At 45.0% G+C, this 24,481-nt stretch carries 20 protein-coding genes; 14 read left to right on the top strand and 6 right to left on the bottom strand.

The window, feature by feature from the left end; all coding sequences use genetic code 11:
* Positions 1-387: 387 nt before the first annotated feature.
* The 4 genes from ACBR23_RS25080 (at position 388) to ACBR23_RS25065 (ending at position 3,446) form a co-directional block, all read left to right on the top strand.
* On the top strand, positions 388-783 hold the full coding sequence (locus ACBR23_RS25080; RefSeq protein WP_340524057.1) for a response regulator: 396 nt from the start codon (positions 388-390) through the stop codon (positions 781-783).
* Positions 780-2,690 (top strand): ATP-binding protein, encoded by a 1,911-nt coding sequence (locus tag ACBR23_RS25075; protein ID WP_341739186.1) that lies wholly within the window; start codon positions 780-782, stop codon positions 2,688-2,690. The genes ACBR23_RS25080 and ACBR23_RS25075 overlap by 4 nt, the downstream gene beginning before the upstream one ends.
* 61 nt (positions 2,691-2,751) lie before the next feature.
* Positions 2,752-3,147 carry a response regulator gene (locus ACBR23_RS25070; RefSeq protein ID WP_341739187.1) on the top strand — a complete coding sequence of 132 codons (396 nt, stop codon included), beginning with the start codon at positions 2,752-2,754 and terminating at the stop codon, positions 3,145-3,147.
* Between the two features lie 98 nt (positions 3,148-3,245).
* Positions 3,246-3,446 carry a hypothetical protein gene (locus ACBR23_RS25065; protein ID WP_371119567.1) on the top strand — a complete coding sequence of 67 codons (201 nt, stop codon included), beginning with the start codon at positions 3,246-3,248 and terminating at the stop codon, positions 3,444-3,446.
* 14 nt (positions 3,447-3,460) lie between these two features.
* On the opposite strand, the gene ACBR23_RS25060 is transcribed toward ACBR23_RS25065, so the two are convergent.
* Together ACBR23_RS25060 and ACBR23_RS25055 are read right to left on the bottom strand one after the other, a co-directional pair.
* Positions 3,461-6,445: a PAS domain S-box protein gene (locus ACBR23_RS25060; protein WP_341739188.1), complete on the bottom strand. Its 2,985-nt coding sequence runs from the start codon at positions 6,443-6,445 to the stop codon at positions 3,461-3,463.
* 382 nt (positions 6,446-6,827) lie between these two features.
* Positions 6,828-7,001 (bottom strand): hypothetical protein, encoded by a 174-nt coding sequence (locus ACBR23_RS25055; protein ID WP_341739189.1) that lies wholly within the window; start codon positions 6,999-7,001, stop codon positions 6,828-6,830.
* Positions 7,002-7,037: 36 nt separating this feature from the next.
* Here ACBR23_RS25055 and trpD point away from each other — a divergent pair, with 36 nt between their 5' ends.
* Positions 7,038-8,084 carry an anthranilate phosphoribosyltransferase gene (gene trpD / locus ACBR23_RS25050; RefSeq protein ID WP_341739190.1) on the top strand — a complete coding sequence of 349 codons (1,047 nt, stop codon included), beginning with the start codon at positions 7,038-7,040 and terminating at the stop codon, positions 8,082-8,084.
* Positions 8,085-8,138: 54 nt separating this feature from the next.
* Here trpD and ACBR23_RS25045 read toward each other — a convergent pair whose 3' ends face one another.
* Positions 8,139-8,603: a TIGR02281 family clan AA aspartic protease gene (locus ACBR23_RS25045; RefSeq protein WP_371119568.1), complete on the bottom strand. Its 465-nt coding sequence runs from the start codon at positions 8,601-8,603 to the stop codon at positions 8,139-8,141.
* Between the two features lie 424 nt (positions 8,604-9,027).
* On the opposite strand from ACBR23_RS25045, the gene carA reads away from it, so the two are divergent.
* From carA to ACBR23_RS25015, 6 genes are all read left to right on the top strand, one after another.
* Entirely contained in the window at positions 9,028-10,182 is a 1,155-nt protein-coding gene (carA, locus tag ACBR23_RS25040) for a glutamine-hydrolyzing carbamoyl-phosphate synthase small subunit (protein WP_371117605.1), read from the top strand.
* A gap of 171 nt (positions 10,183-10,353) precedes the next feature.
* Positions 10,354-10,710, top strand: a complete 357-nt coding sequence (locus tag ACBR23_RS25035; RefSeq protein ID WP_371117606.1) for an STAS domain-containing protein — start codon at positions 10,354-10,356, stop codon at positions 10,708-10,710.
* A 226-nt stretch (positions 10,711-10,936) separates the two neighbouring features.
* Complete coding sequence (locus tag ACBR23_RS25030; protein ID WP_371117607.1) at positions 10,937-11,383, top strand: Mini-ribonuclease 3; 447 nt, start codon at positions 10,937-10,939, stop codon at positions 11,381-11,383.
* Positions 11,384-11,624: 241 nt separating this feature from the next.
* On the top strand, positions 11,625-13,073 hold the full coding sequence (gene rlmB, locus ACBR23_RS25025) for a 23S rRNA (guanosine(2251)-2'-O)-methyltransferase RlmB (RefSeq protein WP_371117608.1): 1,449 nt from the start codon (positions 11,625-11,627) through the stop codon (positions 13,071-13,073).
* 464 nt (positions 13,074-13,537) lie between these two features.
* Complete coding sequence (locus ACBR23_RS25020; RefSeq protein WP_341737715.1) at positions 13,538-13,816, top strand: DUF1816 domain-containing protein; 279 nt, start codon at positions 13,538-13,540, stop codon at positions 13,814-13,816.
* A 535-nt stretch (positions 13,817-14,351) separates the two neighbouring features.
* Positions 14,352-15,677 carry an RNA-guided endonuclease InsQ/TnpB family protein gene (locus tag ACBR23_RS25015; protein WP_371119569.1) on the top strand — a complete coding sequence of 442 codons (1,326 nt, stop codon included), beginning with the start codon at positions 14,352-14,354 and terminating at the stop codon, positions 15,675-15,677.
* Positions 15,678-15,747: 70 nt separating this feature from the next.
* Here the strand turns inward: ACBR23_RS25015 and ACBR23_RS25010 are convergent, their stop codons facing one another.
* Together ACBR23_RS25010 and ACBR23_RS25005 are read right to left on the bottom strand one after the other, a co-directional pair.
* Positions 15,748-16,596, bottom strand: coding sequence for an alpha/beta fold hydrolase (locus tag ACBR23_RS25010; protein ID WP_371119570.1), 849 nt, complete (start codon positions 16,594-16,596; stop codon positions 15,748-15,750).
* Between the two features lie 138 nt (positions 16,597-16,734).
* Complete coding sequence (locus ACBR23_RS25005) at positions 16,735-18,516, bottom strand: peptidoglycan DD-metalloendopeptidase family protein (RefSeq protein WP_371119571.1); 1,782 nt, start codon at positions 18,514-18,516, stop codon at positions 16,735-16,737.
* A 213-nt stretch (positions 18,517-18,729) separates the two neighbouring features.
* Between ACBR23_RS25005 and pgeF the strand changes: the two genes are divergently transcribed.
* Both pgeF and ACBR23_RS24995 read left to right on the top strand, forming a co-directional pair.
* Entirely contained in the window at positions 18,730-19,614 is an 885-nt protein-coding gene (gene pgeF, locus ACBR23_RS25000) for a peptidoglycan editing factor PgeF (RefSeq protein ID WP_371119572.1), read from the top strand.
* Between the two features lie 277 nt (positions 19,615-19,891).
* A complete protein-coding gene (locus ACBR23_RS24995) occupies positions 19,892-20,503 on the top strand; it encodes a CPP1-like family protein (protein WP_341737712.1) in 612 nt (203 codons plus the stop codon).
* A 117-nt stretch (positions 20,504-20,620) separates the two neighbouring features.
* Here the strand turns inward: ACBR23_RS24995 and ACBR23_RS24990 are convergent, their stop codons facing one another.
* Complete coding sequence (locus ACBR23_RS24990) at positions 20,621-21,310, bottom strand: HAD family hydrolase (RefSeq protein ID WP_341737711.1); 690 nt, start codon at positions 21,308-21,310, stop codon at positions 20,621-20,623.
* A gap of 598 nt (positions 21,311-21,908) precedes the next feature.
* Between ACBR23_RS24990 and ACBR23_RS24985 the strand changes: the two genes are divergently transcribed.
* Complete coding sequence (locus ACBR23_RS24985) at positions 21,909-23,996, top strand: diguanylate cyclase (RefSeq protein WP_371119573.1); 2,088 nt, start codon at positions 21,909-21,911, stop codon at positions 23,994-23,996.
* Positions 23,997-24,481 lie beyond the last annotated feature (485 nt).

Genomic DNA, 24,481 nt, shown 5'->3' with positions numbered 1-24,481 from the left:
ATCCCCCCTAGCCCCCCTTAATAAGGGGGGGACAAGAGCATTCAAAGTCAACGCCTACTCCCCTTTTTAAGGGGGATTTAGGGGGATCTAGACTAGACTATAAATTAGAGGCTGTGTGGATTTCCTCAGTTTGCTAAACTTCTACAACCTACAAAAAGCTCAAAATGCCTAAACTATCGATAAATAGCTAGCCCATAATAAATGTCACTTGTAGTCGAGTCTAGATCCCCCCTAACCCCCCTTAATAAGGGGGGGACAAGAGCATTCAAAGTCAACCCCTACTCCCCTTTTTAAGGGGGATTTAGGGGATCTAGACTAGACTATAAATTAGAGGCTGTGTGGATTTCCTCAGTTTGCTAAACTTCTACAACCTACAAAAAGCTCAAAATGCCTAAACTATCGATTTTATGTGTTGATGATGAAGTGATTATTCTCAACAGTTTGCTACGACAACTGCAAACAGCTTTTGGTGATTCCTATGTTTATGAGACTTCAGAAAATGCGGAGGAAGCTCTGGAAATTCTCGAAGAATTGCAAGAGGAAGAAGCAGGTGTGATTGTGATTGTGTCTGACTGGTTAATGCCGGGAATGAAGGGCGATGAATTTTTGATTGAAGTCCAAAAAAAGTTTCCCAATGTTGTCAAAATATTATTGACTGGACAAGCGGATGAAGCTGCCGTAGAACGGGCAAAAGAACAGGCGAATCTTCATCGTTATCTGCAAAAGCCTTGGAGCGAACAGGAATTAATTGCTTGTATTCAAGAAGGATTAAAAAAGATATGAAACCTGTGATTATTTGTGTGGACGACGATCGGACTGTGCTTGATAGTTTGATGAGAGAATTATCAGAAAATTTTGGAGATAAATTTGAAATTGAAACTGCTATGGGAGGGGGTGAAGCTTTAGAATTAGTGGAAGATTTGCTGGCAGATGAATGCGAAATTGCTGTGGTGATCTCTGACTATATTATGCCCGACATGAAAGGGGATGAAGTTTTAAGAAGCATTCACGAGCGATCGCCCAATACGCTAAAAATCATGCTCACTGGTCAAGCTACCATAGAAGGAGTCAGCAATGCAGTTAATTCTGCTCAACTCTATCGCTATATTCCTAAGCCTTGGGTAACTGCACAACTCAATTTCACCCTCCAAGAAGCGTTAAAAATTTATTTTTTAGAACACCAGTTGGCTGCACAAAATGCCCAACTTAGAGCGAGTGAGCGTCGTCTGGCTCAGTTTTTGGAAGCGATGCCTATAGGGGTATCCGTCTACGACACAACGGGAAAAACTACGTACGCTAATCGCAAGGCGAAGGAATTATTAGGGATTGAAGCTTTACCGGAGACGACTATTGAGCAGTTGTCTCCAACCTATCAAGTTTATCGCGCTGGTACTGGACAATTATATCCTAGTGATGAGTTGCCTGTTGTGCGATCGATCGCAGGAGAAACAGTGCGTGCGGAAGATTTGGAATTGCATCACCCGGATCGAATTATTCCCTTGGAGGTTTCGACGACACCAATCTCAGATGAAATGGGAAATATTAGTTATGCCATTTGTACTTTCCAAGATATTAGCGATAGACAACGAGCAGAAAGCGATCGGCTGCGTCTCGCCCAAGAAAGGGAAGCCAAGAATGTTGCTTTGCAGATGAATCAAGAAATTGAGGCAAAAAACCAAGAATTAGCCCTAACTTTACAAGAATTACAAGCCACTCAGCAACAATTAATCGACTCGGAAAAAATGGCTGCTCTGGGACAATTGGTGGCAGGAGTTGCCCATGAAATCAATACTCCTATAGGTGCGATTCGCTCTTCCGCCGGGAGTATATCCAGCTTCTTGACTACTACCCTAGAACAGTTGCCCGTACTGTTTCAAAACCTTACCGAAGAGGAAGGCCAAGAGTTTATGGCTTTACTTGGGCGATCGCTCAACCAACAATCAATAATATCTACCAAAGAAGAACGCAAGTTGAAGAAAGCTCTCAGGAATCAACTGAAAGAATTAGAGTTTTCAGAAATAGATGCTGAAAATATTGCCGATATATTGGTCATCATGGGAATCGATAGCGAAATTGATATGTTTATTCCTCTATTAACCAAACCTAAAGGTTTTAAAATATTAGAAATAGCCTATAAACTTTCACAAATAAAAAGAGGGATGACGACTATTCAAAACGGGACAGAGCGGGTCTCAAAAGTAGTGTTTGCTTTGAAAACCTATGCCCATTACGAACATTCAGGTCAAAGGACTCAAGCCAATTTAACTGAAGGGATTGAAACAGTTTTAACTATTTATCAAAATCACTTAAAACAAGGAGTTAAGGTAATTAGGAACTATGCCGAATTACCACCCCTACTGTGTTATCCTGATGAACTGAATCAGGTATGGATTAATCTCATCCATAATGCCTTGCAAGCCATGGATAATCGAGGCACTTTAACTATTGATGTTACCACTATTGACGACTCGGTAAAAATCAGCTTTACTGATAGTGGAAAAGGAATACCCGAAGAGATTCAATCCCAAATATTTACTCCTTTTTTTACCACTAAGCCAGCAGGAGAAGGCAGCGGACTAGGACTAGATATTGTCAATAAGATTGTTAAAAAACATCAGGGTAAAATAGAATTTGAATCGATTCCGGGTCAAACTAAATTTAGTGTTTTTATACCAATTACCAGACTTTAGTAATCGGAAAATTAAGTCCATTTTAACTCAATTAAATGTAAAATGATTAGGAAAAGAAATCATGTCGAAACCTGTAATTTTGTGTGTTGACGATGAGAGAATGGTTTTAGATAGTCTCAGGATGCAGTTATCAACAGCCTTCGGTTCTGGCTACAAATATGAATCAGCAGAAGATGCCTATGAAGCTTTAGATTTAATAGAGGAACTCGATGGGGAGAATATTAGAGTGATTGTGATTATTTCTGATTGGTTAATGCCCGGTATTAAGGGCGATGATTTTTTGATTCGCGTTCACGAACGATTCCCTAAAGTTGTTAAAATCCTGCTGACTGGTCAAGCCGATGAAGCAGCTATTAATCGAGCCAAAAAACACGCAAATCTCCATTCTTGTTTGTTTAAGCCTTGGTCGGAAAGTGATTTGAGAGAAACTATTCTATCTGCATTGTCCCAACTATAATGTAAGGGGAATTGGGAATTGGGAATTGGGAATTGGGAATTGGGAATTGAAGAACCCCCCCCCTCGCCCCCCCCAAGGGGGGAATTGGGAATTGGGAATTGGGAATTGAAGAACCCCCCCCTGCCCCCCCCAAGGGGGGAATTGGGAATTGGGAATTGGGAATTGAGGAACCCCCCCCTCGCCCCCCCCAAGGGGGGAATTGGGAATTGGGAATTGGGAATTGGGAATTGGGAATTGAGGAACCCCCCCCTCGCCCCCCCCAAGGGGGGAATTGGGAATTGGTAACAAATAACCAATAACAAATAACCACTGACTACTGACTAATTTGTTCGATGGGCAGTTCAATGATAAACTCTGCTCCTTGACCAGGTGCTGACACGCAACTAAGTTTACCATTGTGTTCGGTAACAACTTTGTGGGAAATTGAAAGACCTAAACCCGTACCTTTTCCGGCTGGCTTAGTGGTAAAAAAAGCCTCGAATAATTGTTGGGAAACTTCTTCCGGCATACCGGGACCGTTATCGGAAATCCTAATCATAGCCTTGGAGTTTTGGAATTCTGTTTTAATTTTAATTTTGCTGCGGTTAGCTTTAGCTTCCGCCACGGAGCGTCCCTCATTGTACTCCTCGATCGCGTCGATCGCATTTCCGATCAAATTCATAAATACCTGATTGATTTTTCCAGCATAACATTCAACCAAAGGCAAGTTTCCATACTCCTTAATTACGGTAATTTCAGGATAGCCACCACGGGCTCTGAGCCGACTTTGGAGAATCAACAGCGTCCCGTCAATCCCTTCGTGGAGATTAACGCTGCTCATTTTATTATCGTCTTTGCGGGAAAAAATTTGGAGCGATCGCACTATTTCCCGAATGCGATCGGCTCCAACTTGCATGGAGGACATTGCTTTTGGTAAATCTTCTAACAGAAAATCTAGTTCTATCTCCTCTATTTTATCTTGAATGATTGCCGGTGGCTCCGAGAATTGAGCCTGGTAAACAGCGAGCAAATCTAGCAAATCTTCCGTGTAGTGACTGAGGTGAACTAGATTACCACAAACGCTGCTGACAGGATTATTAATTTCGTGAGCAACACCAGCAACCATTTGACCGAGAGTAGACATTTTTTCAGTATGAATTAATACGGCTTGAGTTTGTCGCAATTCGTGCAAAGTGTGTTCTAGCTGCTGCTTTTGTTCAGTTAGCTCAGTTTGCGATCGCAGCAAAGCTTCTTCACTGCGCTTTTGTTCAGAAATATCAGTAATTAATCCTTCCAAAGCTATCAATTCTCCCGACTCTGAAAACACTCCCAAACCCTGTTCCCAAACCCATTTTACCTCCCCGGTTTTAGAAGTAATTCGATAGGTTAGTTGATAAGGTCGATTTTCCAGTACAGCCACTTGGACGGCGTTCCACAAAATATCGCGATCCTCCGGGTGAGTCAATTCCGAGAGAGAAATTTTCCTAGTCCCGATAAACTCATCAGGAGAATAACCAGCTAACTGATAGCAACCCTCGCTCACAAACTCTACACTGCGATCGTCATTACGAAAACGATAGGCCATTCCCGGCAAATTGCTCATCAATGTAGCCAAGGTTCGTTGGCTTTCCCGTAGGGCTTCTTCTGCGTGTTTGCGATCGGTAATATCCGTCATTACCGCCAGCATACAAAGTTCGCCGTCCAAATCAATCAACTCTGCTGATAGCAAACACACCACCACCGCACCCGACTTAACACGAAATTCGTATTCGTGATTGCGAACCACACCTTTTTCTTGCAAAATGCTCCTAAACTTGACTCTTTCTTCTGGGTTAACCCAAATATTTAATTGTGGTACCGTATAAGCCAGGGCCTCTTCTAAAGAATAACCAATCATCGATAAAAAACTATCATTAACCTCAATTAACCGCCCATCAGCAAAAGTAGTAATAGTCATCGGATCTGGACTCGAACGAAAAGCTTTAGAAAATTTTTCTTCCGACCAACGCAACTGTTTAATAGCTGATTCCAACTCACTTGTGCGCTCTTGAACTCGGCATTCCAACACCTCATTAGCTTGCTTCAGAGCCTCTTGGGCCTGCACCCGTTCGGTGATATCTCGCACCACCGCTTGCAACCCCATTTTGCCACAAATATCCATAGAAGTTAATAGCACTTCTGCGGGAAACACCGAACCATCTAACCGGGAATGTAGCCAGTCAAAACGGCAGTTGCCAGATTTCAAAGCTGTATTAATTCGCTCTTGAGATAAGCTAGCAGAATCTTGTCCGTTCGGTTGCATTAGCGGGCTTAATTCCGAGGGATGCTTACCACAAAATTCTGTTTCATTGGTGCATCCAAACAACTTTAAAGTTGCTGGATTGCAGTCCAAAAAACCTGCTTCATCTAACAGCATTACCGCGTCGCTAGTCGATTCGTACAGAGTGCGAAACTTTTTTTCCGACTCTTGCAAAGAAGCAATCAACCGCATCTTTTCCTCTGTCGCCCGTTTTTGCTCAGTAATGTCCTGTACTACTTGAGAAAATCCCTGTAACTCTCCCTGTTGGTTACGCACAGCATTGACAATAATATTTGCCCAAAATCTAGTGCCGTCTTGACGCATCCGCCAGCCTTCATTTTCATATCTACCTTCAGCAGCAGCTATCAATAATTTTTTCTGTGGCTTGCCAAGTTTAATATGTTCTTGTGTGTAAAAGCATTGAGAATGTTGACCGATTATTTCACTAGAAGTGTAGCCAAAAATCCGTTCAGCTCCCGAATTCCAACTCGCTACATATCCTTCGGTGTTTAACATAAATATGGCATAATCTTTAACACCTTCAATTACTAAACGCAGTCGTTCCTCACTTTCTCTAAGGGCATATTCTGCTTGTTTTCTTTGGGTAATATCTTCCACAAAACCTTCGTAGTAAAGCAATTTACCAGATTCATCACAGACGGCACGGGCATTTTCTGAAATCCAAATTATCGTCCCGTCTTGGCGATGAATCTGCGATTCAAAATCTGAAACGCTACCATTATTTTGTAGGTCTGAAACAAACTCGTCACGTCGTTTGGGATCGACATAAAGCTGGTCGCTAATGTCGGTTAATCCAGTGATTAATTCGGCTGGGGAGTTATAGCCGTAGATGCGAGCCAAAGCTGGGTTGGCGCTGATGTAGCGACCATCAATGGTTGTTTGAAAAATGCCAGAAACAGCATTTTCAAACATACTGTAATATTTGGCTTCCATTTCCTGTAGTGCCTCCTCAATTTCTTCTCGATACATATTTTTTATGTGGGTTTTTTTAGTGGTCATTTTTTATACCCTGCTTTTGTTATCTTAATTTAATATTTGGGAAGCATCCCGATTTTGCATAGGCGAAGCATGACCGCAGTAAATCTCTGGTTATAACTAATAAATTGTCTGCGGTCATGCTTCGCCCCTACGAATATATTTACAAAACACAGATGCACCCAATATTTGTGGCGAGCCATGAGTCACAATTTAATGGTTAATTAGGCTTTCGCATACCTACTGTGTGACTATTAACTATTTTCGATAATAGATAACATAGCCGATCCCTAGGTAGTTTGCACAAAGCTGGTGTTGCTCTGTAAAATTGGCACAACCGAGGGGCAATAGTTGTATCAAAAAATTCATATTGGACTACTGCTGGTGTGTTCTTTCTGTAGTGCTACTAACATTTTGCCAGAAGTTTCAGCGCTGTGGTGTAAAACGCGGCCCGGAACTCTGCTAAAATCCCGATCGACTCTCGGTTTGGTAGACAAGCTCGATCGCGATTCTCCGAAACAGACCGGGCTGCTTGTTCCCAATTGCGATCGCCTGCAAACGCTACAGGTTGCGGGAGCAATTGTTAAATTGTTCAATTCTTCAATCCTTCAATCCCATGACTGATTCTCCTCTGTGGCCTAGTTTGCTGCAACAATTGTTAGACAAACAATCTCTCTCACGCGCCACCTCCGCCAACCTGATGCAGGGATGGCTGAATGAAGACATTCCCCCCGTACTCTCCGGCGCGATTTTAGCAGCCCTCCAAGCCAAAGGAATCTGTGCCACAGAATTAGCGGGCATGGCTCAGGTATTGCAGTCTCAATCCCTCCCAGGAGATTTGGATTCGATTTCCCCCACTTCACTACCTTTAATTGATACTTGTGGCACAGGTGGCGACGGCGCTTCCACCTTTAACATTTCCACTGCTGTCGCTTTTGTCGCCGCCGCCGGCAAAGTGCGAGTGGCGAAACACGGAAATCGATCGGCATCAAGTAAAGTAGGTTCTGCTGACGTCTTGGAAGCACTGGGAGTCAACCTCAACGCAGATTTCCAAAAAGTAAAGGCGGCAGTAGACGAAGTAGGCATCACCTTTTTATTTGCGCCTGGGTGGCATCCCGCACTCAAGGCTGTAGCATCGCTCCGGCGCACTTTGAAAGTACGGACTGTTTTTAACCTTTTGGGGCCTCTCGTCAATCCTATGCGCCCTACAGGTCAGGTAATTGGGGTGTTCGATTCCAGTCTGGTATCAATCATTGCCGAAGCTTTGGGCGAGTTGGGGACTGAATTAGCCGTAGTCATTCATGGCAGAGAAAAGTTGGATGAAGCTGGTTTGGGAGATGTTTCAGACTTGGCGGTTTTGTCCAACGGTAAAGTAGAAGTAACGACTTTAGATGCTAGAAAAGTAGGATTGACACCCTGTGCGATCGGCTGTTTAAAAGGGGGAAATGTTGAAGAAAATTCCGACATTTTGCGAAACGTGCTTCAGGGTAAGGGAACGGAGCCACAAATGGATGTTGTGGCTTTGAATGCGTCCTTAGCTCTTCAGGTGGGAGGTGCAATTCCTGTTGGCGATCATCAAGCAGGGGTGGTTTTAGCTAAGGAAATTTTATTGAGTGGAGAACCTTGGTTGAAGTTACAAGAGTTGGTGGAATTTTTGAAATGAAGTTATTAGTCTCTTGACTGTTGTTAAAAATAACAAATAACAACTAACTCATTCCTAAGATCGATCTCTAAATTCAATCACATCTTGCTTAATCGTCACATCTTTATCACCAAAAAAGTCGTGCCCCAAAAGCCCGATCTCCAAAGACGGTGAAATTGCCACAACTACATTTTTAATCGACAAACCACCCGCTTGAATAGAAGTGAGGCGACCGAGTGGAAAAGTAGCCTCTCCGTTGGGAGTTTTTGCTTGTACAGTCCCCTGGGGAACTACCCCCAAGGCTTTAGCCATGGCTGGTGTAATTACTGTGCCACTGGCACCGGAATCTACCATCATATCGAACTTTTGTATGCCGTTAAAGGTGACTTCTATAACCGGGATATTCGCCTCTCGGCGTTTAATTTTTGCCTGAAATACTCCAGACTTGGCTGCTGTGGGAGCAACAGGAGTCAATTCTTTAGGCAAAAAACCGCACACCGATTGGCTTAAGTTGACAGTTCGCCCGGAGGAGCTGCGCATGAAGCATCCCTCAGTTTCTTGAGCCACTGCTCGCGAGGAGTTTGACCCCCAATCAACTAAGATGGAACTACTTACAGAAATAACGGCTGTTAAAACCAGTAACGGTTTGCGTAGTTTTGGAGCGTGCCGTTGATGGTTGTATAAGTTTGAGAGTAAAAGCTCCAGAGATTTGCTAGTCATAATTTATGGAAATGCTGTAGCTCGATCCTAACAGCGACAACCGCCAATTGGTATAGATTTCGCCGTTGCGATCGCCTCGCCTCATCAGTATTACAAAAGTTCGATCGACCAGATAGAGGCTGGTTGCTTTCCCAGACAGAAAGTTGTATAGCAGAAATTTGAAATAATATTTGTATTTTGCCGGCTAGCATCAAATCCCCGGCAGTGATAAGAATGAAACCAGACGACAGTAATTAAGGATGCCATGTCACTTTCAACTGCACAACCCGCTCTCCTAGTCCTCGCTGATGGTACTGCTTACCGCGGCTGGTCCTTTGGCGCTCACGGCACAGTCGTCGGCGAAGTAGTATTCAATACAGGGATGACGGGCTATCAAGAAGTCTTGACAGACCCTAGTTATTCGGGACAAATCGTAACTTTTACTTATCCAGAATTGGGCAATACCGGGGTAAATCTCGAAGATGAAGAGTCTTCCCACCCCCATATTCGAGCAGCCATCGCTCGCAATATATGCACTCGCCCTAGCAACTGGCGATCGTCCCAATCTCTCCCAGACTACCTCAAACAGTACAATATCCCAGGAATTTACGGCATCGACACCCGCGCCCTGACTCGCAAAATTCGCACGGTAGGAGCAGTCAACGGTGGTATTTCTACCTCGATTCTCGACCCTGCCGAGCTCTTGGAGCAAGTGCAAGACGCCCCCACTATGGACGGACTCAATCTGGTTCGGGAAGTGACTACCCGCGAGGTGTATGAGTGGTCTGAACCCACAGCATCGGTTTGGGAATTTAGTCCGACAGTCAAACCGGCCAGTGGTGAAATGTGGACGGTGGTGGCCCTGGATTTTGGCATCAAACGCAACATTCTACGGCGTTTGGCCAGTTACGGCTGTCGAGTAATTGTTGTCCCCGCAAACACCAGCCCAGAGGAAATCCTCAAGTACAACCCAGACGGCATTTTTCTGTCCAATGGCCCTGGAGACCCTTCGGCGGTAAAGGAAGGAATCGAGACGGCGAAGGCTTTGTTAAAGTCGGACAAACCTGTGTTCGGCATCTGCATGGGACACCAGATTTTAGGACTTTCCTTGGGTGCGGAAACTTTTAAACTCAAGTTTGGGCACCGGGGATTGAATCACCCAGCGGGTTTAACCCAGCAAGTGGAAATTACTAGCCAAAATCACGGTTTTGCGATCGACCCTGAGTCGTTAGTTCCCGAAGTAGAAATTACCCACCTCAACTTGAACGATCGCACCGTAGCAGGATTGAAGCACAAAACCCTGCCACTGTTCTCAGTCCAGTACCACCCCGAAGCCAGTCCGGGTCCCCATGATGCCGACTATTTGTTCGATCGATTCGTGCAGTCCATGCGAGAAAATCAGAAAGTAGCCGTTAAGTAGTCATTAGTCATTAGTCGGTTGTCAGTTGTCAGTTGTCGGTTGTCGGTTGTCAGTGGTCTACAGCCCCCAGCCCACAACTGACAAAAAAAGTAGACAAAAGATCAAAAAACTCCTACAATGAAACCTCGACTTTAAGCAATATCTAGCTAGGAGGGTGTCATTTCTGAGCAATTGAACCTGACCGTTAGCCTCAGAGGCACTCGCGAAGTCGGGAATAACTATCAGCTATTTCGCCTGATTGGCCTACTGGACGCTTTTTCCGAGGCAACTTTTCGGAAGGTACTGACCAAATGTATTGAGGATGGCCCAAAACACGTAATTTTGGACTTGTCTAAAATTGACTTTGTGGATAGTTCAGGCTTGGGAGCCCTTGTGCAACTTGTCAAAAAAGCCCAAAGTTTTGACGGGGGATTGCAAATTGTTTCCAATCCCCGCGTAACTCAGACTGTTAAACTGGTTCGCTTAGAGAAATTTTTGTCTTTGCAGCCGAGTGTTGATGTGGCCGTAGAAAACGTCAAGAATGCTTGACGAATAATTGGATGAGATTAGCTATCCGGTTCTGACAACTGGATAGCAAATTCTTATGTTTGTCAGGAGACAAAGAATCTGTGGTAAATAGCTGAAAAAATGGTATAATTTTACAACCTATGTTGAACAATAAAGCTTAGGGAAGTATCAAGTTAAAACGAGCCTTGTGATACCAGATTAGTAAGTGACTAGAAAAAAAACTGTGCGGAAGTTTGATTAAAAAAGTATGTCGCCGATCGCAGATAATGGACAAAAGCTGAGTTTTAGTGATATCAGTCTCAATCAATTACATCCTGGGATGGTGACATCAGCGGTAATAGAAAGGCTTTCGCCAGCAGCTTGGGCTTACTTGGGAGATGCAGTATACGAACTATACGTTAGGACTTTGTACTTAGTTCCGCCCAAAAAAATGCAAACTTATCACCAATTGGTGGTGGGACAAGTACGAGCCGAAACTCAAGCGCGTCATTTGCGCTCGATCGCTCCTTATTTGAACAGCACAGAATTAGCAATTGTCAAGCGCGGCCGCAATGCTGCTGCGAGCCGTTCCACACGGGCAGATCCAGAGATTTACCAACAAGCCAGCAGCTTAGAAACTTTGGTGGGATACTTATACCTCACCGATCCCGAAAGATTGACCATACTTATGGCACTTTTAGAAATTGACAGTTAACGGTTTTAGCGATTAGAAATTACAAGTAGCGAATTATTACTTAAAAAGCCTGCCGTCGCCTACCTAAAATTGCCAAAATCCTTCTCAGGTAAAGAGGATTTATGAGTAATAAATTAGCAACTAAAAACAGCAAGATCCTCAAATCAGAACCAATCTAAAATCTCAAAAGTCCCAGAGCGATCGGTCAATCAAAAAATCCTTGGCATTAAGCCAAAACCAGTTTTACAGCCAGCACAAACAAATGAGAAAATTTACTAGACCAAACCCCCAAGGGTCCAAGCGCGACAGCAGACCATTCAACAGTGAAGGCCGCGGTGAGGATTCGTCACCATCTCCCCGTTTTGAACGTAAACCCCGTCCAGACACTCGCTCCGTAGCAGCACCTCAAAAGCGATCGAGCTTTACCCCACAACCGCAAGAAATGCCCGTGCGATCGGTTTATAAACGCAACTTAAACTCCGAGGACAAACCCGAACTGCGAAAAAATAATCACTTCAGAGACAGAGACAGAGACAGTAGCCCCCAAGAATTTCGTGGGAATCGTTTCAGAGACAGAGACAACAGCCCCCAGGAATTTCGTGGCAATCGTTTCAGAGACAGAGACAGCAGCCCCCAAGAATTTCGCGACAATAGCTTCAGAGACAGAGACAACAGCCCCCAAGAATTTCGCGACAATAGCTTCAGAGACAGAGACAGCAGCCCCCAAGAATTTCGTGGCAATCGTTTCAGAGACAGAGACAGCAGCCCCCAAGAATTTCGTGGCAATCGTTTCAGAGATAGAGACAACAGCCCCCAGGAATCCCGTGGCAATTACTATAAAAACAGAGACAACAGCCCCCAGGAATCCCGTGGCAATTATTACAAAAACAGAGACAGTGGTGCGGTTGAGCCTGGAAGCAACACCGTAGTACAACCAGAAGCAGACACAGACATGATTTACGGACGCCATGCTGTGCAGGCGGCCCTCGAAGCAAACCAAGTGCTCAACCGGATCTGGGTTGTGCCACATCTGCGCTACGATCCCCGCTTTCACAGCTTGCTAACCGAAGCCAAGTCCAACGGTAGCATCATCGACGAAGTGGACGATTTGCGACTGGACTACATCACGCGCAAAGCGAACCATCAAGGTGTAGCAGCTCAAATATCAGCCCATGAATACCTAGATTTGAGTGAACTAATCGCCAAGGCTAAATCTGCTACGGAACATCCGGTAATTGTGGTAGCAGAAGGACTCAACGATCCCCACAATTTAGGGGCAATTATTCGCACAGCAGAAGCATTGGGCACTCAGGGCGTAGTGATACCCCAGCGGCGGGCGGTGGGGATTACCTCCGCGGTTAGAAAAGTGGCCGCTGGCGCCTTGGAAAATTTACCCGTAGCGAGGGTTGTCAATCTCAGTCGGGCTTTGGAAGAATTGAAAGAGGCTGGATTTTGGATTTACGGCACTGCCGCTACGGCCAGTCAATCGGTAGAGACAGTGAATTTCTCCGGGCCCACGGTTTTAGTTGTAGGTGGTGAAGCTGACGGTTTGAGCCTTTTGATACAGCGCGGCTGTGATGGATTAGTTTCAATTCCATTAAGGGGCAATACACCAAGCCTGAATGTCTCCGTAGCAACGGGCATGGCTTTATATGAAATTTACCGCCAGCGCGGACCCAAGAAGTTTCATGTACACAGCTCGTCAAAGTAATTAGTCCGATCGCCCCCTAAAGCCGGGGGCGATCGACCCCCAAATTGCCCATTTTAGGTAATTTAAAAAAATGCCACACCTGATTAGAAAATTTCCTTCATATTAGAATAGGCATCACTCATTACCATGTGTACCTAACCTAACTGAGAGAGGCTATATAATTTTTTTTCAACTACGCCAATTATATCATCCGTAAAAAAAAATTGACAGGAGAGGATATCTCAACTACAATTCCATCCAAAAACCATATCAAGGAACCCCAAACTATATAGCCTTAGCCAGCCGTAGGGGAAAAAAAGATAGTAGTACCTCCAGTAAGGATTAGTCCTTACTAAGGAGCTTGTTAGACAGGTGTATATATTTGTCTATAAAGCTTATAACTATCATAACACCGTGTAAATAACTAAGGCATCAGCCTTGCAGCCCGCACTCTGGACAAAAAGTAAAATACATTACAAATCCCCATGAAAGAACTCTTGATTAGCTTGCTCAACTTCTTCGGTTTAGCTTGGTGGGTGGAAGTTAAAACTGCATCGCCACGGTGCATTTATTATTTTGGTCCGTTTATGACCGCTAAAGAGGCCCAAGCTGCACAAACAGGATATGTAGAAGACATAGAAAATGAAGATGCTCAAGGTATTAGTGTTTCGATTCAACGTTGCAAGCCTGTGAATTTGACGGTAGCAGATGACTTGGGAAAGCTTGGTGAGCCAGGGATGTTCCCGGTTTTTAGCGGTCAGTAGCAGCAAGGGGAGTCAATAGTTTTGTCTTCAAAACTATTGACTTTTTGACCTCAAATTGCTGGTGGCTAATAGGTAATAGGTAATGGGTAATATCAATTCCGGTTGTATCGGAATGATTAAACCACAGAGAACACAGAGGACACAGAGAAAGAGAAGAGAGAAATCATAATTCCGATGTCAACGGATTTGATATAACGGGGAATGAGGACCCAGAGAAAGAGAAGAGAGAAATCATAATTCCGATGTCAATGAATTTGATATTACTTCTTCCTTCTTCCTTCTTCCTTCTTCCTTCTTCCTTCTTCCTGAAGCGGTTCCTGAGCGAAGTCGAAGGGCCTTCTTCCTTCTTCCTTCTACTTAACTGTCTGGGGGAAGTTTTTTATCACAGAAATTGGGTCTAAAACCCCGTCCTTATAGGACGGCTTTGTTAGCAGAAGTAAAAACATTGAATCTTTTCCATAAAGATATGTGACAACATCAGATAGAACGTTGTCCTACAATATACTAACAGTAGCTCAAAAAGGAGGAGTTAAACTTGTTAACAAACTATGTATACAAGTTGCGCCCAAATCAAACACAGACTTTAAAAATGTCCAATTGGGTCGATATGTTACGAAGCCATTTCAACTGGTGTCTCAGTGACAGAATCACTCAATATAGTCAACAGTTCATTCAAGGTAACTATTGCGACATTAGGACAAAAAGTGAAGCCTGCCCCTTGACCAGTTGTGTCAGTAAAAACGGTGCAACCGGAGAGCCTTGGAAAACAAGCAAAACAGATAAAGAGGGGAAAGTCAAAAACCCTCGACGCAACCCAGGTGACATTCAAATCACCGCTTTGCCCGAACTGAAAGCAGCTAGACCCTGGTTTGCAGGGATAGATTCAACAGTTCTACAGCAGAACGTCAAACGGTTAGACACTGCCTACAAAAATTTCTTTGAGGGGCGTGGTTTTCCTAAATTTAAAAACCGCAGTAACTTTACTTCTTTCACTTTTGTGATGGGTGTAAAAATACAGGGTAATAAAATTTACTTGCCAAAGTTGGGTTGGATGCGTTTTCATAAATCGCGCCCAATTTCTGGTAGTTTTACCATTAAAGCTTGTGCGGTGAGGAGGCGACAAAATGGCTGGTATGTATCTATCCGTATCGAGGATAAGTCTATCCCTGATTACACGACAAAACCTCTTAAGGGTGTCGTTAAAGTCATTGGCTGCGATATGGGAATTACGAAATTAGTCCATCTCTCAGATGGATCTCAAATTGAAAATCCCAAGTTCTCAACCACCAAAAAAACTAAACGCACTTTAAAAATCAGGCAGAGGCGGGTTACTAGAAAAGCAAAAGGGAGCAATAACCGCAAGAAAGCGGCTAAAAAACTAGGGCTTTTTCATCAGAAAATTAGCGATAAACGCCAAGCTTACCAATGGAAAGTTGCTAATAAAATAGTTTCCCGTCGCGTTGACGCGATTGCCCTGGAAGACTTGAATATTTCCGGCATGATGCGTCGGTGTAGAGTAAAGATTGACGAAAAAACAGGTAGATTCCTGAAAAATGGGCAATCAAGAAAGAAGGGGCTAAACCGTTCTATTTCTGATGCCAGTTGGGGCGAATTAATTTTGAAGATCGAGTATCTGGCTGCAAAGCAAGGAAAGGTCGCAATTAAAATTAATCCCAAACACTCCAGCAAAGAATGCCGAAACTGCGGTCATATCGATAAGTCTAATCGAGACGGCGAAAAGTTCATCTGCACTGAATGCGGATACCACGAACACGCCGATATCGGTGCAGCAAAAACTATTCGCGATCGAGCTTTGAATTTGGTACGCGGGGACTCCGCGAAACCTGGCGTTAGCGCCTAAACGCCCAAAAGATATCCTCACGCTCGATTGAGCAAACGTGAGGAGTTTGGGAACCCTGGAAACAGGGATATTAAGTTGGAAACATCTTAAGAATCCTCGCGCCTTCAGGCCGAGTGAGTGTCAACCAGCGATCGATATCTGCAAGTACCCGATCGGGAATTTCCCAGGGGAATAAGTGGGCTGTATTTGGATAGCACTCCCACTGACATTCCTGGAGGTGTTGGGCTGTTTCTAAACTGGATGCGGAGGTGATGTGCCGATCGCCCTCTCCAGCCATGACTAAGGAAGGGCATTGAATATCGCCGAGGTTGAGTAGTCGGTTATATCCAGCCCTCAGAGCCGTATTTAAGGCTTTGGTAGCCGTGGGGGAAGTCTGGAGATAGGCGGGAGTACCAGATCGGGCTAAATAGCGATAGGGAGTGCTTGTATGCTGTTGTATTAAGTAGCGAAAGAGCGATCGCCTAGCTAAAGTATCAATATTCCATTGCCAGCCCGGTATCACCCAATTGATGATTCCCGCTAAACCCGTATAAAAGTTATCTTGCCAAGATATGGGAGGGTGACTGCCTCTGGGTTTGGCCGCGGATGCAAGTATAATCAAACCCGTGACTCGGTGCGGATATTTCATCGCTAATTCCAGGGCTAAAATCCCCCCTAAAGACCATCCGAGTACCAAACAGCGATCGATCCCTAATCGGTCTAAAAGCGCTTCTAAATCGAGGAGATGATCGGTCATGTCAAAGGGAGTAAAAGTGCGACTGTTGCCGTATCCCCGCAAGTCTGGGGCGATGGTTTGGAATCGCTCAGATAAGTGTTCTGTAAACACTGACATACAAGAGCCAGAGCCAGGATGACCGTGCAAACATAAGATCGGAAATCCTGTTCCTTTGACAGAAACACTAAGTTTTTGAGGTGTCATATCAAATCCGGTAGCATCGGAATTATTCAGAACTCTATTCTCTCCCTCTGTGTCAAGAGTGTTCTCTGCGGTTAAATCATTCCGATGTAACCGGAAACAATATCATTCTATATGTCTCTGAGAAGCCCATCCGAATTTTTACTTGCTAGCTTGCTGCTGAGTTTTCTGAGTTTTCTGAGTTTTTGGTTGCGAAACTTGCTGCTCTTTCGGTTGAGAAACCTCAGCTTTTACTAATTCAGGAAATGGTGGCTGGAGATTGTGAACTTCGATGTCCATTCCCACTGGCAGAGGTGGCAGTTGGGGCAGATCGTTTTCCAAATCTTTGAACCCTTTGAGGTTTTTTGCTGGCAAAATTTCCGGCATTTGTGGTGGTAATTTAGCTGTTTCCAAAGTGCCGATCATTTTAGCTAGGGCGAATTCTAGTTGAGAACCAGGGTCGATCGCCACCCAACCCCGATCCGTCATTTGCCGGATCTCGAAGTGGAGGTGAGGGCCCGTGGACATTCCTGTACTACCAACGCGGCCGATGGTTTCTCCCTGTTTCACCCACTCTCCGGGCTTCACAAACAGTTCAGAAAGGTGTCCGTAGAGAGTTTCCTGAGACTGTTTACTGTGATTGAGCACCACCGTCAAACCATAACCGCCTAGCCAATCGGCGATCGCCACTTGACCAGCATAAGCAGCCAGAACGGGCGTTCCCAGCTCCGCTCCCAAGTCAGTCCCGGTGTGAAACCTGCCATAGCCCATAACTGGATGAGTCCGCCACCCAAATGGCGAAGTAATTGCCGAAGCAATAGATAGTGGAAACAGCAGACTGGTGTTGCCATTTCCGGCCTTACCAGCGGGACGTTGCGTGAGATTGTAATAAGCAAAGCCTGTATTGCTACCGCTGCTGACACTAATCGGGCCGACTTCAATCGGGCCTAGTCCCATACTCGATCCAGGAGCTGAGTTGCCTCCCCCGCTATTTCCCGAATATGCAGCGTTAGCATAATATCCAGCCTCCTCCGATGAGTAGCCTGGATTAGCTGAGTAACCTGGATTAGCCGAGTAAGTCGCCTCTCCGTTCACTGATTTTGGCTGTCTGGTTCCCGCACCCCACAACTGACCGCCGATTTTTTCGACGGCTTGACCGATGGTGTCGCTAACATTGCCACCACCATTGCCGGCAACACTTGCTGGAACCCGCGCCGGAACAGGCCCTGGAATATTTCTGGGAACATTCTCAGAGGGAGGAGTAGCAATATAGGAGTCAGGAGCGATCGGAGTTTGAGGGTTGTAGTTGCCTCCCCCAGCATCGGCCGTGACTGGCTCGGAAATCGCAGCAGGGGCGCACGCACTCCCACCACCGGGACATTCGGTCGATCGATCTGAAAATTCTATGTTTGTCGGCGCTTCGTAGCTGTTGGTCGCCCCAACGCTATAGTCTGTCTGGTCGTTGTAAGCGTTGGCCGGGTTCACGGGCGCTTCAAAAGGAGGTTCCGGCGACTGGGCTGTTGGTTCCGGCAGGGGTATCAGTGCGGGTTCGGGCAGATAATATTCTGAGGTCCCAGGTGCCGCCACTGCTGGCGGTTCCGTCGCGTATTCCGGTTGGGGATCTGGTTCCTGGTAGCGAGGCTCCCGCGCTACCTCTGGGGTTGGCTCGCTTTCTGCCATGGGAGCCGGTTGTACCGGGAGAGGGGCTTCAAATAATGGTTGCAGGTCTGCGGCACCTGGGGCTGTCTGTTCTATTGTTGGAGTTTCCGTTTGTGCCCACACTATGCCTTTGCTGAGTAGTCCCAGACTGGCAAGGCAACCTAGTCCCACCAGCAGGGAGCGATCGGACAAAAGACGCTGAAGATTCCGTGCGCCTGTAGGTTTTTTATTTGGCTCTTTGGTGTTCACAGTGGCTGTCCAATGCTTGTCTGAAACTGGTTTCACGATTTTTTTTCCCAACTCAACTAGGGCCTTGGTGGAGATCGAAGTCAGGCTCGAATTTATGCTAATCCTTGTCTGGAGTGGAGCCTAAACTATTGTACCTGGTTAACGCGATTATTCCGTTCAACCTAGCTAGTTGATTCCAGTTTGTCCGTTCACTTGGCAAAATTGTTAATTATTTAGTATTATTGACTCCCTTGGGGCAGCATGGCATTAATGAGTTTACCTGAAGATCGCTTGACAAATTTTCGCGACTATGAATGCGTTGGGGAACCAGAGGGTGTTACTTGGCAGTGGCAAAGTTGGGAGGGATTGCCCTATCTGACTTGTAGCTTGCTGGAACCCTGGAAACACGGCTTTTTTACGGCTCCGTTTTCGCCCCGCACTCCGATCGACTTGGTGCAAGTTTTGTCGCCCGGAGCTCCTGTTTACCGGGTCAAGCAGGTACATGGCAATAGCGTACTCCAGACTGGTCAGGTGGCTCCGGTTTCTGTTAGTGGTCCGGGAGCGGAAACTGAGACCCCAATTTATGCTGAGGCTGATGGCTTGGTGGCCGAGCGAGAGTTTGAGGCGATTTGGGTTTGTACGGCAGATTGTGTCCCTGTGTTGATTGCTGACAATCGCACCGGACTCACTGCCGCAGTTCACGCAGGTTGGCGCGGGACTGCTGCTAAGATATTACCAGAGGCGATCGCTCAACTTGTGGCCGTTGGCAGTCAACTGGAAAATCTGAGGATTGCTATGGGGCCGGCGATCGCTGGACAGGTTTACCAGGTATCTGTGGAAGTGGCAGCGGAACTGGGAGCTACCATTACTCCCAAGGGTGCAGTTAGTGTGACAGCCGACCGCATTCTAGAGTTTTTGCACCAACTGCCTCAAACTCCTGTGTTAGCCGATCCTGAACCGGGAAAAGTACGTTTGGATGTTCGCCGCTGCAATGCTTTGCAATTGCAACAGTTGGGAATTCATCCTTCTCAAGTGGCGATCGCTCCTCACTGTACTTATTCTGACTCCGATCGCTTTTTTTCCTACCGCCGGGAGCCACTTAAAAAAGTCCAGTGGTCGGGAATTGTCAGTGGCGGCGCGACAACTACCTGTTGAAGGTAGAAGGTAGAATGTAGTTTTAAGTTTTAAATTTTGACTTTTAAATTTTGAATTTTAACTCTTTAACTTAAAACTCAAAACTTAAAATTTACAGACTTTCCTTCTACTTTCAAAACAGGATTTTCAGGGGTTAACCTACCTACTTAGTGGGTGATTCCCTAAAATCAATAAAAACTAGCAACTAAACTTTTTGGGAAAGCGGTCCTCGCCCCCGCCCCGCTTTCCTCTCTTGTTAAGATTGCGCTATAACGAGAGTCTCCAGCGGGTTATTAAAATGAGCGATCCAACTCCCTATCAACTGCTTGAGGTCGATGAAGATGCTTCTTTTGATGAAGTCCAAGAAGCCCGCACTCGTCTGGCTGAACATTACAGTGGCGATTTGAAACGTTTGGAATCGATCGAAGCTGCTTACGACGCGATCCTGATGGATCGTTTGCGACAACGACAGGAGGGTAAAATTAAAGTCCCCGAACGCATCCGTTTTCCTGAACGGTTGACTCCTCCACCCGCCAGCTTTACTCCCTCTCCTCCGTCTGGTAGTCCTGCTTGGCTGCAACGGCTAATCGATACTCCTAGTCGATCGGACATTTTGTGGCCTGCGGGAATCTATGTCGGATTGAGCGGGCTCAGTATCTATCCGGCTGCTAATAATTCTTTACTACAGTTGACTCTAGCTCTGGGAGTCGGCTCTTGTCTCTATTTTCTCAATCGCAAGGAACAAAAATTTGGTCGGGCTGTACTGCTAACAGTTATGGGCTTGGTTTTAGGCTTGTTGCTGGGAGGTATTTTAAGCTCTCTGGTGAGTCCAGCATTCATCGCAACAGAGAAATTTATTGCTTTGTTTACGTTTTTAACTCTGTGGCTGGTCAGCAGTTTTTTACGATAGTTTAGTCTCTAGACTTCTCCCAAAAAGCCTGTAAAAAATAGGTCAGAAAGCCTGTTCTACAATAATTATGGGAGATGTCTAATACAGTCAACAGTTGAGTGTTGACTGTTGACTGATTTATCGGGCTGATCGAGCGAAAATGATCTCAACGGCTTCGCCCAAATTGTTAGCAATTAAGTCTGGTTGCTGACTTTCTAGTTGCGAGCGATCGCGAATCCCGCACAAAACACCAATTACCTTGACACCGTGGGTTTTAGCTGCTACAATATCTGCCTCTGTATCCCCAACCATCCAAGTATCAGAAGCTGGCGGCAATTCGGCGAGAGCTTTTGCCATCAGCAAGGGCTTATCTTTAACATCACCAGTTTTAACATAATCATTGGGGAGACAATAACGGCGGTCTTCTGGGAAAAAGTGGCCTAAATTGCAGCGGTTGAAAGCTTCGTCAAGTTCCCTGACGCGACGCATAGTCATCACTACTAAATCAACTCCTGCCCCTTGTAGCTTTTCTAAGGTTTCCACCGCTCCTGGGGATGGGCGATCGTACATCAAGTAGGGGAAAGTATGAACAGTGTGACGACGTTTTTGGGCAAATTCAGTGGCTTGGATAGCATCCAATCCTGAGAGAATGCCGATTTCGGTTTCAGGAATCCGCGCCCGCTTCATTTCCCAAAACTCTGCTTGGGAGAGTTCGCGCACCTGTTGGTCGGAAGCTTGAGTCTCCGCAAGACATTGCTGATAAACTCGATAATAGCGATCGGAGACATCCATTATTGGCCCATCAAAGTCTGTAATCAGTCTCAGCATTTAGCAGAATATATTTAAGATTTGATACAAATTATTTAATATTGTATCATTAAGAGATGTCAGCTCCTCCACAAAACTTGACAGAAATACCCTAGGGAGTTACTGTTTATTAAGTAATGTCAATTGCATAAAACATTACGCTCAAACTCTAGTGACACTCAACTGTAGCGGTTGCAATCAATATCAGGAAATCTACAATTAAGATGTGTTGCACAAATAAAGTAAACCGCTATATTTTATACATAAATCTACCCCTTAACCTAGGGTGAGTTGAGGTTGAGTTCACAGGATTGTTAAAAACATTCCATCCAACTCATATTCGGCTAGCTTTGCCACAGGGAAAAACTGTTCAGAGGGATCAAATTTAGTGTTTGGTTAAATTTACCAGCCGTAAAATAGTGCCATACCTCCAAAGAGTTTCCACACCCATATCAATAGCTTACAACTTACGCATCGAGAGCGTATTTATGCCATTGCGAAGCAAAGGAGAGCTTTTACAAACATTGATTTATCCTAAAAATGGCATAAATAAAATAGCCGATTGACCAGAGACGAATTCTACTACCCACATTAGAAATAGATACTCAAACATAACGAAATGCTACCCAAATTAAGCGTACAAGTCACCCCAAAAAGTGTTAACAATCTGCTTAACAAGTTGTTGTCCTTGCGTCGAATTGAATACCTCGCAGTCGATCGAGAACTGAAAATTCAAGAAGCATCTTTGAACGTCCAAGAATTTGCTGACATTCCCGATGGGATCGAAAAAGGAAAAGATGTGCGTGATAGTTTTCCCGAACTAATCGGCATCGAAGAAATCCTCGATGATATTCTCGAAGAAAAACAGCCCAATTTTCAACTAAAATCAGTAACCCGAATTTTAAATGATGGCTCTTGTTTGTATCTAGATTTATATGTTTTTGGTTATAAAGAACAGTTAAAACCTGAGAGACTCATTATTTTCTGTGAAGACGTAACAGATAGTACCAGTATGCAGCAAACCATGGTGCAATCAGTAAATGAAAGCAGTATCAAAGTCACTAATTTAGCTACCTCCCGCGATTATATTGAGCAGATCCTGAATTCAATCAATGATATTTTGTTAGTGACGACGGCATCGGGAAAAATCAAAAAAATCAATAAATCCACAGAATTATTATTTGGATACACCGAAGCAGAATTAATTGGTAAACCAATTTCAATGATTACCGCAAATGAGGAATTATTGCGTCAAGTCAGTCAGTTACCTGCGGAACTTAAAAACGAATCATGGCATCAGGTGAAAGTAATATGCCACACTAAAGCAGCTTTAAGCTTGACAGTGGCTTTTTCCTGCTCTACCATCAAGACCACGGTAGAAAGCAAGCATTCAGCAAGTGAAACCATACAAGATTTTGTCTATATTGGCAGAGATATCACCGAACAACAACGAACAAAAAAGCGTCAATCAGCACATTATGCAGTAGCTAGAATCATGTCAGAATCGGGTTCTTTAGAGAGCGCAACTCCGAAAATTTTGCAAGCTATTTGTGAAAGTTTAGGATGGGATCTCGGTGAATTGTGGACACCTGTGGATGAAAAAGAAACTAAATTAGATGGGGAAAATCAACAGCAAAAAGTCAGATTTTTGTTTGCAACACCAGACACTCCTGTGGAAAAAGTGCCGTTTCTACTGCGAGTTGGAGTATGGTGGCGGGGTACAGATGTCGGCGAGTTTGTGGAAAATTGTCAGCAGATAACTCTCCCTCCTGGTGTGGGCTTACCCGGAGTGGTTTGGAACACTGGTTATCCGCAGTGGATTACTGATATTCTCAAAGATGGCAATTTTATAAGATCGAACTTAGCATCAAAAGCCAAACTGACTTCGGCTTTTGGTTTCCCAATTCGTGCTAGTGGTCAAATTGTAGGAGTCATGACTTTTTTCTGTCAAAAAAAACAGCCATCCGATGAAGACTTACTTCAGATGATGGCCGCCGTTGGTTCGCAATTGGGACAGTTTGTCAAGCGCAAGTATGCCGAAAAAGAACTGCAAGAAGCCGAAGCTTCCATCAGACTTTTATACGAACAGGAAAAACGCCAAAGTAAAAAATTGGTTCAGCAAAATTTAGCCCTAGAAAAGACTAAATTAGAGTTAGAATCTGCTAACCGTGCCCTACAGCGACTCGCCTCTGTAGATGGTTTGACTCAGATTGCTAATCGTCGCTGTTTTGACAAAACCTTGCAGTCGGAATGGTTGCGGATGGCGAGAAATCAAGAGCCCCTAGCTTTGATTTTGTTGGATATCGATTTTTTTAAACTTTATAACGACCATTACGGGCATCAAGGCGGAGATGAATGTTTAAAAAAAGTGGCGGAAATTTTAGAGCGTAATGCTCATCGGGGAGGCGATTTATCTGCTAGGTACGGGGGCGAAGAATTTGCAGTAATTTTGTCCCAGACTGATGCTAAAGGAGCAATGCGGGTAGCCGAATCAATTCGCAACGATTTGAAAATTGAGGCAATTCCTCACCAACTGTCAAAGGTAAGTCAGTTTGTAACTGCCAGTATGGGGATAGCTAGTGTAGTTCCTAGTGCGGAACTATCTGTGGAGTGGCTAATTGGGGAAGCAGATCGATCGCTCTACCAAGCTAAACTAGAAGGACGCGATCGGGTAATTTATCTAAATCCTGCAATTTTGGATAATTAGTCAGGTTGCGGAGGTAGTAAAAAAGCGCTTCTACAAGCGCACAATTAATGCTGCTGGGGTGATTTATAACCATTGCATTGCCCTACACAAACGGTACTACCGGATGTGGGGTAAACACTTAAACTGTGCAAAACTTCAGTTGGACCGACATAACTATGCTGCTGGAAAATTGATAAGCCCTAGGAGGGCCGGCACGGGGGCACGGCCCCTACCAAGAATGAAACTACCCTGCCTCTTGGGGGTGAATTCTTCCTAAATTTCCCCCCTTGGGGGTGAATTCTTCCTAAATTTCCCCCCTTGGGGGTGAATTCTTCCTAAATTTCCCCCCTTGGGGGTGAATTCTTCCTAAATTTCCCCCCTTGGGGGTGAATTCTTCCTAAATTTCCCCCCTTGGGGGTGAATTCTTCCTAAATTTCCCCCCTTGGGGGTGAATTCTTCCTAAATTTCCCCCCTTGGGGGTGAATTCTTCCTAAATTTCCCCCCTT

This window comes from Microcoleus sp. (assembly GCF_041354475.1).
In the GTDB taxonomy this organism is placed as follows: Bacteria; Cyanobacteriota; Cyanobacteriia; order Cyanobacteriales; family Microcoleaceae; genus Microcoleus.
The sequence above is the reverse complement of the archived record's forward strand: the minus strand, read 5'-3'. Positions and strand labels throughout refer to the sequence as shown.